General features: G+C 69.3%; 17 protein-coding genes and 1 tRNA gene. 15 read left to right on the top strand and 3 right to left on the bottom strand.

Annotated features, from left to right (window positions below; all coding sequences use genetic code 11):
- The first annotated feature begins 159 nt into the window (after positions 1-159).
- Positions 160-909 carry a hypothetical protein gene (locus A5767_RS19890; RefSeq protein WP_033097956.1) on the top strand — a complete coding sequence of 250 codons (750 nt, stop codon included), beginning with the start codon at positions 160-162 and terminating at the stop codon, positions 907-909.
- A gap of 448 nt (positions 910-1,357) precedes the next feature.
- Here the strand turns inward: A5767_RS19890 and A5767_RS19885 are convergent, their stop codons facing one another.
- Positions 1,358-2,212 carry an HAD family hydrolase gene (locus A5767_RS19885; protein WP_373922178.1) on the bottom strand — a complete coding sequence of 285 codons (855 nt, stop codon included), beginning with the start codon at positions 2,210-2,212 and terminating at the stop codon, positions 1,358-1,360.
- 343 nt (positions 2,213-2,555) lie between these two features.
- On the opposite strand from A5767_RS19885, the gene ssd reads away from it, so the two are divergent.
- From ssd to A5767_RS19850, 7 genes are all read left to right on the top strand, one after another.
- On the top strand, positions 2,556-3,626 hold the full coding sequence (gene ssd, locus A5767_RS19880; RefSeq protein WP_019290220.1) for a septum site-determining protein Ssd: 1,071 nt from the start codon (positions 2,556-2,558) through the stop codon (positions 3,624-3,626).
- On the top strand, positions 3,623-4,795 hold the full coding sequence (locus tag A5767_RS19875; RefSeq protein ID WP_019290219.1) for a TadA family conjugal transfer-associated ATPase: 1,173 nt from the start codon (positions 3,623-3,625) through the stop codon (positions 4,793-4,795). Before ssd ends, A5767_RS19875 begins: the two co-directional genes overlap by 4 nt.
- Positions 4,792-5,589, top strand: a complete 798-nt coding sequence (locus tag A5767_RS19870) for a type II secretion system F family protein (protein WP_019290218.1) — start codon at positions 4,792-4,794, stop codon at positions 5,587-5,589. The genes A5767_RS19875 and A5767_RS19870 overlap by 4 nt, the downstream gene beginning before the upstream one ends.
- On the top strand, positions 5,586-6,161 hold the full coding sequence (locus tag A5767_RS19865; RefSeq protein ID WP_037217247.1) for a type II secretion system F family protein: 576 nt from the start codon (positions 5,586-5,588) through the stop codon (positions 6,159-6,161). The genes A5767_RS19870 and A5767_RS19865 overlap by 4 nt, the downstream gene beginning before the upstream one ends.
- 61 nt (positions 6,162-6,222) lie before the next feature.
- A complete protein-coding gene (locus A5767_RS23830) occupies positions 6,223-6,426 on the top strand; it encodes a DUF4244 domain-containing protein (protein ID WP_006552409.1) in 204 nt (67 codons plus the stop codon).
- A 9-nt stretch (positions 6,427-6,435) separates the two neighbouring features.
- A complete protein-coding gene (locus A5767_RS19855; RefSeq protein ID WP_019290216.1) occupies positions 6,436-6,810 on the top strand; it encodes a TadE family type IV pilus minor pilin in 375 nt (124 codons plus the stop codon).
- A complete protein-coding gene (locus A5767_RS19850) occupies positions 6,807-7,166 on the top strand; it encodes an Rv3654c family TadE-like protein (RefSeq protein ID WP_006552406.1) in 360 nt (119 codons plus the stop codon). Before A5767_RS19855 ends, A5767_RS19850 begins: the two co-directional genes overlap by 4 nt.
- 164 nt (positions 7,167-7,330) lie before the next feature.
- On the opposite strand, the gene A5767_RS19845 is transcribed toward A5767_RS19850, so the two are convergent.
- On the bottom strand, positions 7,331-9,679 hold the full coding sequence (locus A5767_RS19845; RefSeq protein ID WP_064852990.1) for a DEAD/DEAH box helicase: 2,349 nt from the start codon (positions 9,677-9,679) through the stop codon (positions 7,331-7,333).
- Between the two features lie 435 nt (positions 9,680-10,114).
- Here A5767_RS19845 and A5767_RS19840 point away from each other — a divergent pair, with 435 nt between their 5' ends.
- From A5767_RS19840 to A5767_RS19825, 4 genes are all read left to right on the top strand, one after another.
- Positions 10,115-10,318, top strand: coding sequence for a cold-shock protein (locus A5767_RS19840; protein ID WP_003935252.1), 204 nt, complete (start codon positions 10,115-10,117; stop codon positions 10,316-10,318).
- Positions 10,319-10,480: 162 nt separating this feature from the next.
- Positions 10,481-11,086 carry a hypothetical protein gene (locus A5767_RS19835; RefSeq protein WP_064852989.1) on the top strand — a complete coding sequence of 202 codons (606 nt, stop codon included), beginning with the start codon at positions 10,481-10,483 and terminating at the stop codon, positions 11,084-11,086.
- Between the two features lie 93 nt (positions 11,087-11,179).
- Positions 11,180-14,161 (top strand): type I DNA topoisomerase, encoded by a 2,982-nt coding sequence (gene topA / locus A5767_RS19830; protein ID WP_082937753.1) that lies wholly within the window; start codon positions 11,180-11,182, stop codon positions 14,159-14,161.
- A 35-nt stretch (positions 14,162-14,196) separates the two neighbouring features.
- Entirely contained in the window at positions 14,197-14,931 is a 735-nt protein-coding gene (locus A5767_RS19825) for a helix-turn-helix domain-containing protein (protein WP_064852988.1), read from the top strand.
- On the opposite strand, the gene A5767_RS19820 is transcribed toward A5767_RS19825, so the two are convergent.
- A complete protein-coding gene (locus A5767_RS19820) occupies positions 14,868-15,260 on the bottom strand; it encodes a VOC family protein (protein ID WP_064852992.1) in 393 nt (130 codons plus the stop codon). The two genes, A5767_RS19825 and A5767_RS19820, sit on opposite strands and share 64 nt — an antisense overlap.
- Before the next feature lie 91 nt (positions 15,261-15,351).
- On the opposite strand from A5767_RS19820, the gene A5767_RS19815 reads away from it, so the two are divergent.
- The 3 genes from A5767_RS19815 to A5767_RS19805 all read left to right on the top strand — a co-directional run bounded on the left by A5767_RS19815 (position 15,352) and on the right by A5767_RS19805 (position 17,140).
- Positions 15,352-16,539, top strand: coding sequence for a DNA polymerase III subunit delta' (locus A5767_RS19815; RefSeq protein ID WP_064852987.1), 1,188 nt, complete (start codon positions 15,352-15,354; stop codon positions 16,537-16,539).
- Between the two features lie 62 nt (positions 16,540-16,601).
- Positions 16,602-16,677: transfer RNA gene (locus A5767_RS19810), tRNA-Thr, on the top strand.
- 265 nt (positions 16,678-16,942) lie between these two features.
- Positions 16,943-17,140 carry a hypothetical protein gene (locus A5767_RS19805; protein ID WP_006552400.1) on the top strand — a complete coding sequence of 66 codons (198 nt, stop codon included), beginning with the start codon at positions 16,943-16,945 and terminating at the stop codon, positions 17,138-17,140.
- The last annotated feature ends 352 nt before the right edge of the window (positions 17,141-17,492 follow it).

Genomic DNA, 17,492 nt, shown 5'->3' with positions numbered 1-17,492 from the left:
TTGTGAGCGTAATCATCTGTGACCGGCGCCGCACCGTTGCATCGATATGCAACCCCGTCACTTTCGCTCATCGGTCGAATTCGCGCGACGAACGGCATTCGGGCACGACCGGTGAACCTCTCGTCCGCCCACCGCGTGCGCGCCGGTACCGTCGTCGGCGTGACCGACCCTCTTCAGCCTCTCGTCGACCTTCCGGGCGTACGCGACGCCGCCGACCGTGCCCGCGACGCGCTCGCGGAGGTGCATCGTCATCGAACCAATCGGCGTGGTTGGGCGAACACCGCCGCGGAGGCATCGGTGCGGGCCGCCCGCGCCTCGGCGTCGATCGACGGCGGGTCGATGGAACTTCCGCAGCCGGGGGAGAGTGGCGATCCGATCCTGGCCGGAGCGCTGCGGGTCGCGCAGTCGCTCGACGGCGACGCGCTCGACAACATGGTCGCGACGTGGCGACGTGCCCCGCTTCAGGCACTGGCCCGCCTGCACCTTCTCGCTGCCGCGGATCTCGTGGAGGACGCCGAGGAGCTGGGTCGTCCGCGGACGGAGCCGGGGGTCGCCGAGCGTCTCGACGGGCTCGCGCAACTCGTCACCGGGGGGACGAACGCCCCGGCGCCCGTTCTCGCTGCGGTCGTGCACGGTGAACTGTCCGTCCTGAAGCCCTTCGGGGTCGCCGACGGCATCGTGGCGCGGGCCGCGTCCCGGCTCGTGTGCGTCGCGTCCGGACTCGATACGCGCAATCTGGGCGTACCGGAGGTCCACTGGATGCGCCGGTTGCAGGCCTACCGCGACGGGGTCGCCGGATTCGGGGCGGGAACCGTGGAGGGCGTCGGCGGCTGGGTGCTCTTCTGCTGTGGGTCGCTCGAGGCCGGGGCTCGTGAGGCCGGCTCGATCGCCGAGGCGTTCGCCGGCTGAGTGCCGGGCGGGGCTTCGCCGGCCGAATCGCGGCCTGTACGCGAAACCCCCTGCACGCGAAAGCGGGTGGCATATCGATCGAGATCGATTCCGCCACCCGCTAGCACGGGCGGTCCGAGTTACCATGCGTGCTGAAATGGGTTGTGATTCAACGGCCTCGGCGATGATCCGGGTATCGTCGATTCGTCCTCGCAACGGGTGCGGGGTACTCGTCTTCGAAAATCCGGAACTCGCAGGCCCACAACACTCGTGCCCTTATAGTGGCATCGGCTTCGCGTGGGTACTCGGTGTCCGTGCTGGGAAGAACAGTCGGGAGATCGAATCTTCTCTTCCGATTCGGTCTTGGCCTTCCGTCCTTCCGTAACTCCTTTCTACCCCGTCCGCGAGATGTCGGCAAGCCCCCGACGGCAATGTTTGTTCTCGATTTCGCGGCGAGTGACCCTGAGTGTCAACGCATCCGGCGCTTGGCCAGTCGGCGGGTGGCACCCAGTATCAGTGCGGTCGCTCCGAGGGTCGCGGCGAGCGTCGCCAGGGCGCGCGGCGACGGACGGGCACGACGTCCGAGCGGTACGGGCCGGGCGAAAGTGAGAACAGGCCAACCGTTTTCGTTTGCTTCCCGGCGCAGCGGGCGGTCGGGGTTGACCGCGCGCGGATTGCCGACCTCCAGCAACATCGGCAGGTCGGTGGCCGAATCGGAGTACGCGTAGCTGCGGGAGAGATCGTAACCGTACTCCTCGGCGAGCTCGCGGATCGCGACCGCCTTCGCCTCCCCGAAGCAGTAGAACTCGAGCTCGCCGGCGTAGCGGCCGTCGACGATCCGCATCCGGCTCCCCGTGCTGTGGGAGGCACCGAGTGTCCGGGCGATCGGAGTCACCACTTCCTGGCCGGATGCGGACACGATGATCACGTCGTGACCGCGGGCCCGGTGATCGGCGATCAGATCCTTCGCCTCCGCGTAGACGAGCGGTGTCACGACGTCCTGCAGGGTCTTCTCGACGATCGATCCGACCTGCTCGACATCCCATCCTTTGCACATGTGCGCGATGTGTTCTCGCATCCGGTCCACCCGGGCCTGATCGGCCGCCGACAACAGGTAGAGGAGCTGGGCGTAGGTGCTCTGCAGCACGGCCCGGCGGCTGAGGAGACCCTCCTCGAAGAACGGCCGGGTGAACGCCAGCACGCTCGACTTGGCGATGACGGTCTTGTCGAGATCGAAGAACGCTGCGATGCGAGCCGAGTCCGGTGAGCCCCCCGTCGACGGGGCCGGTCGGGACGGATTCACGGACGTATCGGTCACGATCACCACAATAGGGGCGCGCCGCGCCGGTGTTTGAAGTTGCAAGCAGTCACGCCTAGCGGTGTACTATCGCGAATGCCCGGGTCGATACTCGGGTTGTGTTCAGCCCGACCCCCCGGGGCTGAACGCAGACGGCCCTCGCCTCCTCCCCCCTGGCGAGGGCTGTCGCTTTGTCCGAGGCCTTTTCCACACGTCTCCGTACTGTCTTCTACACCCGCCGACCTGCGCACAGGTGCGACGAGGGTGCGCACGGCCGGGTTGTCCACAGGCCCCTGATCCATCCACAGGCGGGGCTTCCGAGGCCGTTTCCGCGACACTCACGACCCCGTAGCGGGGCAGCCTGTCGGGCATGAACGACATCCTCGGACTGGTCGACGATCCCGCGCTGGTCGCCGACCTCCATCGTGTGGTCGCGGCGGCCGACCGCACACTGCACGAGATGTCCGTGCCGGTGCCCCGCAGGGCGTGGACCGACGCGGCGATCGTCGTCCTCGATGCGTCCGCCGCAGCGGCATGCGCGGCCGGATATCCCCGCCGCCCCGGCGTGATCCTCGTGTGCAGCGGGACGGCCGGCCTTGCGGACTGGCAGGCCGCCGCGACCGTCGGCGCCGAACACGTCCTCGCCCTCCCGTCCGAGGAGGTGGAACTGCTCTCGATCGTCGCGGCCGCTGACGAGCCCTCGACGGGTGCCGGCACCGTCCTCGCGGTCGTCGGAGGATGCGGGGGAGCGGGCGCGTCGACCTTCGCCGCCGCACTCGCCTGGGCCGCGGGGAACGACGAACGACGCGACACCCTGCTCGTCGACGCCGATCCGTTCGGCGCGGGACTCGACGTCCTGACCGGTCTCGAGGAGTGTCCGGGAGTGCGGTGGTCCGGTCTCACCGTCGACGGTGGACGGGTCTCGGCGCGTGCCCTGCGCGACGCCGTACCCGTATGGGCATCCGGGGTGGGCGTCCTGTCCACCGACCGCGAGAACACCGATCGGCTCACCGCGGTCGCCGCAGAGTCGGTCGTCGACGGGGTGCGCGGAGCGGGAGCAACCGTCGTCTGCGATGTGGGGCGCAGCTTCGACCCGGTCGCCGACGCGGTGATCGCACTGGCCGACCTCACCGTCGTCGTCGTGCCGGCCCGGATCGGTGCGGTGCTCTCCGCTACCCGGGTCGCCCGCACGCTCGCGGCGCGGGGTGAACCGGCCGGAGTCGTCGTCCGCGGGCCCGCACCCGGTGGCTTGCGAGCCGTCGACGTGTCCGACGCGGTGGGCCTGGACGTGCTCACCTCGATGCGTCCCGAGCCGGGCTTGAGCGAGATGCTCGAACGCGGGGGCCTGCGGCTGCGGTCACGCTCGCCGTTGCTCGGTGCGGCGCACGACGTGCTGGCGGCCGTCGGGGCCGACCGCGCCGGCCCGGGACGTGCGGCATGACCGGGACCCTCGGGGACGACCTCCTTTCGCGGGTCCGCGACCGGCTGGCCGACGAGACCGGGGAGCTCACTCCGACCCGCGTCGCCGCAGCCCTGCGCGCGGAATCCGGTGGAGTACTCGGAGACTCCGATCTGCTTGCGGCACTGCGGCATCTGCAGACCGAACTGACCGGTGCGGGCCCGCTCGAGGATCTGCTGGCAGACCCGGCCGTGACCGACGTGCTCGTCACCGCGCCCGATCGCGTCTGGGTGGATCGTGGCAACGGGCTGCACCTGACCGAGGTCACCTTCCCCGACGAGGCCGCGGTCAGACGACTCGCGCAGCGATTGGCGCTGTTCGCCGGGCGTCGGCTCGACGACGCCCAGATGTGGGTCGACGGCAGGTTGCCCGGGCACGGTGAGTTCGGTGTCCGGCTGCACGCGGTGCTCTCCCCGGTCGCGCAGGCCGGGACGTGCCTGTCACTGCGGGTCCTGCGGCCCACGACCCAGGGACTCGAAGCACTGCGGGATCGCGGTGCGGTCTCCGAGGTCGCCTATCGGTTGCTGCTGCGCATCGTCCGCGCGCGCCTGGCCTTCCTCGTCGTCGGCGGCACGGGTGCGGGCAAGACGACGATGCTCGCGGCGCTGCTCGGCGCGGTGGATCCGGCCGAACGCATCGTCTGTGTCGAGGACGCCGCCGAACTGGTCCCGGCCCACCCGCACGTGGTGCGCCTCGTGGCACGGGCACCCAACGTGGAGGGCGTCGGCGAGGTCACCGTCCGCGATCTCGTGCGGCAGGCGCTGCGGATGCGACCGGACCGCATCGTCATCGGCGAGGTGAGAGGCGCCGAGGTCGTCGATCTTCTGACCGCGCTGAACACGGGTCACGACGGCGGCGCAGGGACCGTGCACGCCAATTCGCCCGACGAGGTGCCCGCGCGACTCGAGGCTCTCGCCGCACTCGGCGGCCTCGATCGAGCGGCGCTGCACAGCCAGCTCGTCGCCGCGGTGCAGGTGATCCTGCACGTCCACCGCGGCAGCGACGGAGCGCGACGTCTCGTGGGGATCGGCGTGGTCGAGCGGGACCCCGTCGCAGGCGTGATCGTCACACCGGCATGGACCCACGACAGGGGCGACGAGCACGGCATGGACGCCCTCGAGCGGATCCTGCGTCGACGGGATGCGCCGTGAACGCGACGATCCTGTGCCTCGCGGCGGCGCTGTTCGTCCTGCCGTCGTCCTCGGCCCGCCGTCGACTGCGACGCGGGGTGCCCGACGCGGCGCCGCGCCCGATACCGCGCGCCCTAGTCGTCGGGGTGATGGTCGTCGTGCTCGCGACGGTTGTGGTGTGGGCGGGAATCACACCGGCTGTGGCCGGCGCGACCGTCGCGACGACCGCGGTGTGGCGTCGCCGAGCCCGGCGCCGCGCTGCTGAGCTCGATCGGCAACGACGGATGTTGCTGTCGGGACTCGACACCGTGATCGCCGATCTGCGGGTGGGGACGCATCCCGCCGACGCGTGCGAGACGGCGGCCCGGGAGACGGCCGGGTCCGTCGCCGATGCCTTCCGGGTCGCTGCGGCCCGGGCGCGACTCGGCGGGTCGGCGGCACACGGACTACGTTCGGCCACAGCATCCTCGAATGGTGTCGCCGACAGTCTGGGTCGTGTCGCCGATGCGTGGGCCGTCTCCGACCGCCACGGTCTCGCCCTCGCCGAACTGCTCGGGGCCGCGCGTATCGATCTGGCCGCGCGTATGCGGATCCGTGCCCGTACGGAGGCCGGACTTGCCGGTGCTCGGGCCACGGCGACGGTTCTGGCGGGACTGCCGGTGCTCGGGGTGGGTCTCGGGCAACTCATGGGCGCTGCTCCGCTCGGCATCCTCCTCGCCGGTGGGCTCGGCGGCGTCATGCTCGTGGTCGGCACTGCGCTGGTCTGTGTGGGTCTGCTGTGGACGGACCGGATCGCGGCACGGGTGAGGGCATGAGCGCGACGTGGGCGGTGTTGCTGGGAGCGGCCTCTCTCGTCGTCGCACCGACCCCTCGTGGAACCACCCGCTTGTTCTCCACGAGAACCCTTGCTGCCGCGTCGGATACAACTAAACCCGAGACCGACCCGCACGCGTTTCCCGCTGCCTTCGATCTCTTCGCGGCGTGCCTGCGCGCAGGGATGCCCGCCGGTTCTGCGGCGCGGGTCGTCGCGGAATCCGCTCCGCCCGACCTCGCGGCGGCGTTGCGGAGAGGTGCCGACCGATTGGCGCTCGGAGCCGATCCGGCCGATGCGTGGGGAGGTTCGGGAGCGGTCGACGCGCTGGACGATTTCGCCCGCGCGGCAAGACGATCCGCGAAATCCGGTGCGCCCCTGTCGGACACCGTCGCCGAACTCGCGGTCCGGCATCGCGCCGAGACGGAGGACCGGGTCGCCGCCGAGATCGATCGGGCCGGAGTACTCGTGAGCGGGCCGCTCGGTCTGTGCTTTCTGCCTGCCTTCGTGTGCCTGGGCATCGTGCCGGTCGTCGTCGGCCTGGCGCGGGACGTCCTGGGTGCGGGGCTGATGTGAACGTCGGCGCGGACGGTCCGCGCCGCTCGGATGGGAGGGACGGAAGATGGGGAAACGAACAGTGACCGAAGCGTTCGCACACGGTCTGCGTGGTCGCCTCGGCGGGCTCGTCGTGCAGGACGACGGCATGTCGACGGCGGAATATGCGATCGGGACCATTGCGGCGGCGGCTTTCGGGGCGGTGCTGTACACCGTGGTGACCGGCGATTCGATCGTGTCCGCGCTGACGGGCATCGTCGAGCGTGCCCTGAACACGGCGGTGTGATACCGACACATGCGAAAGATGCTCGGACGACGCTGGTTACGCGCTTTCGTTCGTGAGGACGAAGGCGGGGTCACCGTCGAAGCGGCTCTCGCCGTCGCAAGCCTGATCACGGTGCTCGTGCTGTGCCTCGGCGCGGTGCTGGGCATCGCGTACCAGGTGCGGTGCCATGACGCCGCCCGTGAAGCCGCCCGCCTCGCCGCGCGGGGAGATCAAGCGAGGGCGGTCGATGTGGCCACGCGAGTCGCGCCTCCGGACGCACGCGTGGCGGTACGCGAGGAAGGAGATCTGATCGTGGCGGTCGTGACTGCGGAGAGTCCGCTGCTCCCGTTGCTGACCCTCACGGCCGAGGCGGTGGCGGTGCGCGAGCCGGAAGGAACGCGATGAGGTCGGGCCCGTCCCTCCTCGGCGACGACGGGAGCGCGAGTGTGATCGGCTGCGCCGTGATGGCCGGACTCATCGCGATCACGGCCACGTTGCTGCACGTCGGGTCGGTCGTCGTCGCACGTCATCGTGCGCAGGCGGCGGCCGACCTGGTGGCGGTGGCGGTCGCCTCGGCACTGGACCGCGGGGTCGTGGAGGCTTGCGAGGCGAGCGAGGCGATCACCACACGGATGCGAGTACGATTGCGGCGCTGCGAGATCGAAGAGTGGGATGCGCTCGTCGAGGTCACCGCTGAGGTGTCGGCTCTCTTCGGCGGCAAGGAGGCGACGGCCGTCGCGCGAGCCGGTCCTGCCCGATGAGGCCCGTCGGCGGTCGCTCGCGGCCGTATCCAGCGCATTCGCGCTCGTTGCTTGCCTGTGCTCGCATCCAGCGGTTGCCGCCCGACCCGTACACGAAGCGGCTGCTGGCAGCCGTTCCCGTCCCGGATCCGGCCGAGTAGGCGTGCCGGTGGCCTGAATCGCCGTCACCCCTCGATCGCAGCGAGGACGGCATCGAGGACGGCGACCGCCCCGGCCTTGTCGAGCGGATCGTTGCCGTTCCCGCACTTGGGGGAGTACACGCACGACGGGCATCCGGCGGCACATTCGCAGGCCGCGACCGCATCGCGGGTCGCGCTGAGCCACTTGGTGATCCGGTGGTATCCGCGTTCGGCGAATCCGGCGCCGCCGGGCTGTCCGTCGTAGACGAAGACGGTGGGCAGCCCGGTGTCGGGGTGCAGATCGGTGGAGACGCCGCCGATGTCGCCCCGATCGCACGTCGCGAGCAGGGGGAGCAGGCCGATAGCGGCGTGCTCGGCGGCGTGGAGTGCCCCGGGCACGCGATCGGGGGTCACCCCGATCCGGTCGAGCAGGTCGGGGTCGATCGTGTACATCACCGCGCGGGTGTCGAGCGTGTGCTCGGGCATGTCGAGGGGAATCTGGTCGAGCACCTCTCCGGACGGCAGGCGGCGCAGATAGCCGACCACCCGGTGCGTCACCTCGACCCCCACGGACGCGACGGTGACGGGTCCGAACTCGCGGTGTTCGTCGACGGAGATGCAACAGATGTCGGTGATCTCGCGTGCGCTCGTCGACCATTCCGGGTCCTCGGCGTGCACGAGGGCGATGCCGTCCTCGAGATACAACTCGTCGACGACGACGGTCTCACCCTGGTGCAGGTGCACAGCTCCGGGATGGACGGTCGCGGGGGCGCGGGCGGCGTCGACGGTGCCGAGCATGCGACCGGTGTCGCCCTCGACGATCGAGACCTGGCGGCCGATCCCGCCGCGGATCTCGACATCACCGTGCGGTTGCGTTCCCGGGGTGACGAACCAGCCGTGCGGGCGGCGGCGGATCAGTCCCTGCTCCGCGAGGTCCGTGAGGACGTCGAGCGCGCCGAACTCCTCGACCTCGGCATCGCTGATCGGCAGTTCCGATGCGGCGCAGAGAAGTTGGGGCCCGAGCACGTACGGATTGTTCGGATCGGTGACCGTCGCCTCGACCGGTCGGTCGAGCAGTGCCTGCGGATGGTGCACGAGATAGGTGTCGAGCGGATCGTCCCGCGCGACCAGCACGACGAGCGAACCCTGCCCGCGGCGACCGGCGCGACCGCCCTGCTGACGGAAGGACGCGACCGTGCCCGGGAATCCGGCGACGATCACCGCGTCCAGACCGGCGATGTCCACGCCGAGTTCGAGGGCGTTGGTGCTGGCGACGCCGAGCAGACGGCCGTCGGAGAGCGCGGCCTCGAGGTCGCGCCGGTCCTCGGCGAGGTAGCCCGCCCGGTAGGCCGCCACCCGGTCGACGAGATCCGGTGCCGCCTCGGCGAGAAGCCGACGTGCACCCATGGCCGTGAGCTCGGCGCCGTGACGCGACCGGACGAACGCCAGGGTGCGGGCACCCTCGACGACGAGGTCGGCGAGAAGGCGCGCGGCCTCGGTCCCGGCGGCCCGCCGCACCGGGGCGCCGTGTTCGCCCGTGAGTTCGCGCAGCAGGGGCGGCTCCCACATCGCGACCGTGCGGGGTCCGTGCGGCGAGCCGTCCTCGGTGATCTCGCGGCAGGGTGCTCCGATGAGCCGGGACGCCGCTGCCCCCGGTTCCGCGGTCGTCGCGGAGGCGAGGACGAAGACGGGATCGGCGCCGTACCGGCGGGCCACGCGCCGGAGCCGACGCAGGATCAGGGCGACGTGCGAGCCGAACACACCCCGGTAGGAGTGGCATTCGTCGACGACGACGTACCGCAGGCGGCGCCACAGTCGGGCCCATCGTGCGTGGGCGGGCAACAGCGACAGGTGCAGCATGTCGGGATTGGTGAAGATCCAGTGCGAGTGCCGGCGCGTCCACTGCCGGATCTCGGTGGAGGTGTCGCCGTCGTAGGCACACGCGCACACGGTCGACAGGCCGTCGATGTCGGAGGTCAGTTCGGTGACCGCGCGCAGCTGGTCGGCGCCGAGGGCCTTGGTGGGCGACAGGTAGAGAGCGGTGGCCTGCGGGTCGTCGGCGAGCGCGCTCAGGACGGGCAGCTGGTAGGCGACCGACTTGCCCGACGCGGTGCCGGTGGACACCACCACGTTCTCCCCGCCGGCCGCGATGTCGGCGGCGCTCGCCTGGTGGTGCCAGGGACGCTCGACGCCCTGGTCGCGGAAGGCCCGGACGACGTCCTCGTGCGCCCACTGCGGCCAGTCGCTGTGGTGGGCGGGCCGGGCCGGGATCTCTGCGACGTGGGTCAGCGGTGACTCGCCCGTCGGGGTGCCGGCGAGCAGCCGGTCGAGCAGCTCGCGACCGTAGGTGGGGGCGGTGGCGTCGCCGTTGTGGAGGAAGGGCGAGCCGGTCACGCAGTACTCCGCTGGGTCGGACGAGGTGTCTGTCGAAAACGTCTGTCGGATAGGAACGTGTCGGATACGGCGAGGCTGTGTCGGATGCGGGAGACCCGGGTCCGGGACGAGTGGGGCCACAGTGGCCTCCCGTAACATGGGAGCAACAGCTACCCGTGGGTAATGCTACCGAGACATGAACAAGATCAGGGAATTGGCACGTTTGTGCCCATTCCTACTGTTGCGCGTGCCCAGAACGTGGTTGACTGACACCCGGTCGCAGCTTCTGTGTTCGTAGACTTGGAAAAGTGCACGCTCGCAGGATCGATGGTTGCGAGCGCGGTGCTTTAGCTCTTCCAACGGGGGACTCGAGAAGTACAGCGGTCGGAACCGGGACCTGGCGGATCGCGTACCCGGCGGTTCGTCGAATCCGGTGTTAGAAAGAGAAGGAAAAGCATGGCACAGGGCACTGTGAAGTGGTTCAACGCGGAGAAGGGCTTCGGCTTCATCGCTCCTGAGGACGGCTCCGCCGACGTGTTCGTTCACTACTCCGAGATCCAGGGTTCCGGCTTCCGCACCCTCGAGGAGAACCAGCGAGTCGAGTTCGAGGTCGGTCAGGGCACCAAGGGCCCGCAGGCCACCGGCGTGCGCGCACTCTGATCCACCCGCTCGAGCGAGCAACCGGGCAAGGTCAACCACCTCGCCCGATCGTCCCCCGTCGCCTCAGGTGATGGGGGACGATGCATTTCCGGGACGTGTGCGCGAACCGGTCGTGGGACCTCACCGCCTCGTCGCGCTCACGGAGCCGGGAGAGGAGGACCCGTGAGTCAACTGTCCTTCTTCGGGGCCGACACGATGCCGCCGGCCCTGGCCGACCTGAGCGGCCTGCTCGCGGCACACGGACGTGCGCGTCTCACCGACGACGGCGCCGTGCTGACCGTGGAGGTCGACGCCGAATGGCGCGCCCGTGCGATCGGGCAGCTCGTGACCGACACGGGAGTCGAGGCGGACATCGCCGTCGACGGCGAGCTGTTCACCGTCAGCACATCCGTCGACCCCGCTCTCGTCCCGCTCGCGACCCAGTGGAGCAGAGACGACGGCAAGACGGTCCCGACCGGCTGGGTCCCGTCCTCGCGGGCCCAGCGGGCGTGGTTCCTCGCGTCCGGTCGCATGGAGGTCGAGGGAGCACAGTATGTTCTCGGTCTGGATGCGACGGCTCCCGACACCCATGCAGTTCTGGCGCAGGCGCTCATGCGCGCCGGCATCGCACCGACCCTGATCGGTACGCACGGCACCGGTGGACCGGGGTTGAGGATCTCCGGCCGGAGGCGTCTGACGAGGCTCGTCGAGAACATCGGTGCACCTCCGGACGCCGACGCGGCACGACGGATCTGGCCGCACGTGGAACCGGGTGATCATCACTTGTGAAGAGCCGTTCCCCGAGGATGTGCGACCCTGTGTGTGGCCGCGTCTGGGGAACGGGTCGGTATACATGTCTTCGAACAAGGCGACATGTCGGCAATGAGGGAAGGTGCGGGCGGCACGGTGGCAGCACGGGAGAAGAGCACTGCGGGCGGTTCGTCGGGCACGCGTCGGCTCGTGATCGTCGAGTCCCCGACCAAGGCGAGGAAGATCGCCCCCTACCTCGGCCGCGACTACGTCGTCGAGGCATCGGTCGGTCACATCCGCGACCTGCCGCGCGGTGCCGCGGACGTCCCCACCAAGTACAAGGGCGAGTCGTGGGCGCGCCTCGGTGTCGACGTCGATCACGACTTCGAACCCCTCTACGTCGTCAGCGCCGACAAGAAGACCAAGGTCTCGGAGCTGAAGAGCCTGCTCAAGGACGCCGACGAGCTCTACCTCGCCACCGACCCCGACCGCGAGGGCGAGGCCATCGCCTGGCACCTGCTCGAGACCCTGAAGCCCAAGGTGCCGGTCCGGCGCATGGTCTTCCACGAGATCACCGAGCCCGCTATCCGCGCGGCCGCCGAGAACACCCGCGACCTCGACAACGACCTGGTCGACGCGCAGGAGACCCGCCGCATCCTCGACCGTCTCTACGGCTACGAGGTCAGTCCCGTGCTGTGGAAGAAGGTCATGCCCCGTCTGTCGGCGGGTCGTGTGCAGTCGGTGGCGACCCGCGTGATCGTGCAGCGCGAACGCGAGCGCATGGCGTTCAAGTCCGCCGAGTACTGGGACATCGCGGCCACGATGGACGCCGGCGCCGACGCGAGCCCCCGGTCGTTCGGTGCCCGCCTGGTCAACGTCGACGGTTCCCGTGTCGCCTCGGGTCGCGACTTCGGGCCCGACGGGAACCTGAAGTCGAACGGTGTCGTCGTCCTCGACGAGGACCGCGCCCGCCGCCTCGCGGAGGCACTCGCCGGTGTCGCGTTGACGGTGTCGTCGGCCGAGAGCAAGCCGTACACCCGCAAGCCCTACGCGCCGTTCATGACGTCGACGCTGCAGCAGGAGGCGGGCCGCAAGCTGCGGTTCTCGTCCGAGCGCACCATGCGCACCGCGCAGCGTCTGTACGAGAACGGCTACATCACCTACATGCGTACCGACTCGACGACGCTGTCCGAGTCGGCGATCGCGGCGGCCCGCGCACAGGCCACCCAGCTGTACGGTGCCGAGTTCGTCCATCCGACGCCGCGCCAGTACACCCGCAAGGTCAAGAACGCGCAGGAAGCACACGAGGCGATCCGTCCCGCCGGCGACGTCTTCGCCACCCCCGGCGAGCTGCACGCGCGCCTCGACGGCGACGAGTTCAAGCTCTACGAGCTCATCTGGCAGCGCACCGTCGCCTCGCAGATGGCCGACGCGCGGGGCACAACGCTGACGCTGCGCATCACCGGCACCGCGGGCACCGGCGAGGAGTGCACCTTCTCGTCGTCGGGCCGCACCATCACGTTCCCGGGCTTCCTCAAGGCGTACGTCGAGAGTGTCGACGAGGAGGCCGGCGGTCAGTCGGACGACGCGGAGTCGCGTCTGCCGAACTTGTCCGAGGGCGCGTCGGTCACCGCGACGAAGCTCGATCCGGACGGTCACTCCACCAATCCGCCCGCCCGGTACACCGAGGCGAGCCTGATCAAGACGCTCGAAGAGCTCGGGATCGGCCGGCCCTCGACCTACGCGTCGATCATCAAGACCATCCTCGACCGCGGCTACGTCTACAAGCGTGGCAGCGCGCTCGTCCCGTCGTGGGTGGCGTTCGCCGTCATCGGCCTGCTCGAGGCGCACTTCGCACAGCTCGTCGACTACGACTTCACGGCCGGGATGGAGGACGATCTCGACGAGATCGCCTCCGGTCACCGGCAGCGCACCGACTGGCTGACGCGGTTCTACTTCGGCAGCGACGACGGTCACGAGGAGTCGGTCGCGCGCAAGGGCGGCCTGAAGAAGCTGGTGGGGGAGAACCTCGAGGACATCGACGCCCGCGAAATCAACTCCATCCGCCTGTTCGACGACTCCGAGGGTCGCGAGATCCACGTGCGTGTGGGCCGCTTCGGTCCGTACCTCGAACGGATGGTCACCGACCCCGACAATCCCGACGCCGAGCCGACCTCGCAGCGCGCGAACCTGCCCGACGACCTGCCGCCGGACGAGCTCACCCTCGAATACGCCGAGAAGCTCTTCTCGACGCCGCAGGAGGGACGTGTCCTCGGTGTCGATCCGTCGACCGGCTACGAGATCGTCGCGCGGGAGGGTCGCTTCGGTCCCTACGTGACCGAGCTGATCCCCGATCCGGAACCCGAGCCCGAACCGGAGCCGGACGTCACGCCCATCCCCGTCGAGGAACTCGGCTCGGAGGGGGAGGGCGGCACGAAGACCGCCACCAAGAAGGTCGTCGCCAAGAAAGCGGCGAAGAAGGCTCCCGCGAAGAAGGCCGCGAAGAAGACCGGCCCGAAGCCGCGCACGGGTTCGCTGTTCAAGACGATGGACCTGTCCACGGTCACCCTGGAAGACGCCCTGAAACTGCTGTCGCTGCCGCGCGTGGTGGGGGTCGATCCGGAGTCCGGCGACGAGATCACCGCTCAGAACGGCCGTTACGGTCCGTACCTGAAGAAGGGCAGCGACTCGCGGTCGCTCGCCAACGAGGAGCAGATCTTCACCGTCACCCTCGAGGAGGCGCTGAAGATCTACGCGGAGCCGAAGCGCCGCGGCCGGCAGGCCGCCGCCACGCCGCCGCTGCGTGAGCTGGGCACCGACCCGGTCAGCGGCAAGCCGATGGTGATCAAGGACGGCCGGTTCGGTCCGTACGTCACCGACGGTGAGACGAACGCGAGCCTGCGCAAGGGCGACGAGGTCGAGTCCATCACCGACGAGCGGGCATCCGAGCTGCTCGCCGACCGTCGGGCACGCGGTCCGGCCAAGAAGACCGCGAAGAAGACGGCGGCGAAGAAGACTGCCGCCAAGAAGACCACCGCCAAGAAGACGGCGGCGAAGAAGACGGCGGCGAAGAAGACGACGAAGAAGGCTGCCGCGAAGAAGACGACGGACTGACGGTTCCCGTCGGGGTACGCGGATAGCCTCACGGTGTGTACCGCGAACTGCCGTCGGGAATCCTCGGCGTCACACTGTGGCGGTCCGGGCCGTCCGGTGCCCGCGTGGGCGGAACCCACGTGCTGCCGGACGGCTGCATGGACCTCATTCGGCACGCCGACGGCTTCCTCGTCGCCGGCCCGGACACGACGTCCCAGTTCTCCGATCTGGCGGCGGATCGACCGCTGACGGCCGTCCGGTTCGAACCCGGCCTGGGGCCGCGGTTCTTCGGTGTCGACGCGAGCGAGCTGACCGATCGACGGGTTCCGCTCGACGATCTGTGGCCGTCACGTCGTGTGCGTCTCCTCGCGGTTCGAGCCGAGGACGATCCCGTCGCTGCGCTTGTCGACGCCGTGCGGGGCGCGGTCGACGAACACGATCCGATGGCCGACCTCGCGCGGGCGCTGGCCGCCGGTGCGGCCGTCACGGAGGTCGCCGCGACCCTCGGCTGGAGCGACAGGACGCTGCGTCGTCGCTCGGCTCGGGCCTACGGATACGGACCGAAGACGTTGTCGCGGGTGCTGCGTTTCCGTCGGGCGGTCGCGCGTGCCCGGGCCGGCGACGACTTCGCCCGTGTCGCAGCCGACTGCGGGTACAGCGACCAGGCGCATCTGGCCCGGGAGGTTCGTGCGCTGTCGGGTGTCACCCTCGGTGAACTCGTCCGGAGTCATCCCGGGAGCGCGGCGAACAGGTCGAGACTGTGGCCGTCCGGATCCAGCGCGCTCGCGTAGCGCTGTCCCCAGAATGCGTCCCAAGGTGCCATCGTCGACGTGCACCCGGCCTCGATCAACGCCGCAAGTGTCTCGTCGACCGCGTCGGGGGAGCCACAGTCGAAGGCGAGCGCCGCCCCGCCTCCGGACGACGGCTCGAACTCCGGATCGAAGCTGCGGACGGACTCGACGGTGTCCCACATCAGGCGCAGACCACCGAGGAGAGTGACCTCGAAGTGCGGTACCTCGGGTGCTTCGGTGGGCAGGTCGAGGCCGAGCACTCGATAGCACGCGAAGGACCGATCGAGATCGGCGACGACGAGCCCCACTGCGGAGAAATGAATGGTCATGGCCCGACGGTAGGACCGAGCACGTGCGGCCGTCTTGAACGTTTCGGACACGTGATCCGGACCCGTCGGACCCGGTCGTTAGGCTGAGCGCATGCCCGGGGTCTTCGATCGTCTCGTCGGTCAACGCGATGTCGAGACCGAACTCGTCGCGGCCGCGGTAGCTGCCCGTCGGGGCGACACCGGGTCGGCGATGACGCACTCGTGGCTGTTCACTGGTCCTCCCGGGTCAGGTCGCTCGGTCGCGGCGCTGTGTTTCGCCGCCGCCCTGCAGTGCACCGACGAGGAAACTCCCGGCTGCGGGCGATGCCACGCCTGCACCACCACGATGGCCGGCACCCACGGCGACGTACGGCGGGTCGTGCCCGAGGGACTGACGATCAGCGTCAAGTCGATGCGCGACATCGTGCAGGTCGCGTCGCGGCGTCCCAGCACGGGCCGATGGCAGGTCGTGGTGATCGAGGACGCCGACCGTCTCACCGAAGGCGCCGCGAACGCGCTGCTGAAGGTGGTCGAGGAACCTCCGCAGCGAACGGTCTTCCTCCTGTGTGCGCCGTCGGTCGATCCAGAGGACATCTCGGTGACGCTGCGCTCGCGCTGCCGTCACATCGGGTTGGTCACTCCCAGCGCCGACGCCATCGCGCGCGTCCTCGAGGCCACCGACGGCATCGATCCGAAGACGGCGCAGTGGGCCGCATCCGTCAGCGCAGGCCACGTCGGCCGGGCCCGACGGTTGGCCACCGACGAGGGCGCCCGCGACAACCGGGCACGTGCCCTCGCTGTCGCCGGCGCGGTCCTGCGCCCCGCCACCACCTACTCCGCAGCCGACGACCTCGGCCGCAGCGCCGAGACCGAGGCGAAGGAGATCAGTGCGGAGCGCGACGAGCGCGAGACCGAAGAGCTGAAGACCGCGCTCGGTGCCGGCGGTACCGGCAAGGGTGCCGCGGGTGCGCTTCGCGGTTCGGCCGGGGTCCTCAAGGAACTCGAACGCACCCAGAAATCGCGGAAGACGCGAACCGAGCGCGACATCATGGACCGAGCCCTGATCGATCTCGCCGGTCTCTACCGGGACGCACTGGTGCACGCCTTCGGATCGCGGGTCACGCTCAACCATCCGGACATGTCGGATCGTGCGGCCGACCTCGCGGCGAGGACCCGGCCGGAGTCGCTGCTCGAGTGCATCGAAGCCATCCTCGACTGCCGGGAGGCGCTCGCCCAGAACGTCAAACCCCGCTTCGCTCTCGCGGCGCTTGCAGCCCGGTTGAGCTCGGCGTTCCGGTAGCCGAAGTGCCGGTTTGCGTCGGGGTGGGGGTAGTCCGCTAGACTTCGGACGCCGAAAGGCTCGCTGCCTTAGCTCAGTCGGTAGAGCATTTCACTCGTAATGAAAAGGTCGTCGGTTCGATTCCGACAGGCAGCTCCACGAAGGCCCCTCACCACGGTGAGGGGCCTTCGACGTTTCTGCGCGGTGTGCGATTCGCACGGATGATGGAGACATGTTGATGGAACTGTTCTCCTTGGTCCTGATCATCGGCGCTCTCGCCGTGGTGCTGCCTATGGCCGTCCGGGTCTTCCGGGACAAGGACCGTTGACGCGAAGCGACCGCGACCATCGACGCGCACGAGAGCGGTCTCGGACACGGCGTCGAAATCCTCGACAACCCGGTCACCGCGCAGCATGCTTCTCTCATGGCTGAGTCGTTGAAGGACCGGGTTCGGGAGAAGATCCTGCGGCAGCGCGCCGAGGATGGGGGCCGGCCGATCGGCGACGCCGAAGGGGACGACCCTCGCCTCATGGATCTCCGCAGCGACCTCGCGATGCTGGAGCAGGCCGGCGAGGACGATCCGATCGTCCAGCACCTCGCGGCGAAGTACTGGGTCCCCTGAACACCCTCACAACGACGCTTCGAAAGTCGATAAACCAGCTCTGACCTGGAGATTTGGTGTTCTGGGAGATGTTCGCGTAACTTATTCCAGGTCAGAGCGACACGGACACCGACCCGGTCCGAGAGGAACGGGACAACGAGGTTGGACGAAGGCGCCTGCAGATTTCACTGGTTCGAAACCTTCTGGTAAGGTTTGGAGCCGTGCCCGAGAGCCGGAAGGCCCTCGGATGAACAGTCACCCCGGAGTGAACGAATCGGAAGGTTCGGGAGCGATGGTGTGTGCGTGTTCTTTGAGAACTCAACAGTGTGCCGATGAATGTCAGTGCCAAATATTTTTGGTACTCCGCTCCATC

The sequence above is a fragment of the Rhodococcus sp. 852002-51564_SCH6189132-a genome (assembly GCF_001665495.1).
In the GTDB taxonomy this organism is placed as follows: Bacteria; Actinomycetota; Actinomycetes; order Mycobacteriales; family Mycobacteriaceae; genus Rhodococcus; species Rhodococcus pyridinivorans.
Note: the sequence above shows the minus strand (reverse complement) of the source record. Positions and strands in the feature narration are given on the sequence as shown.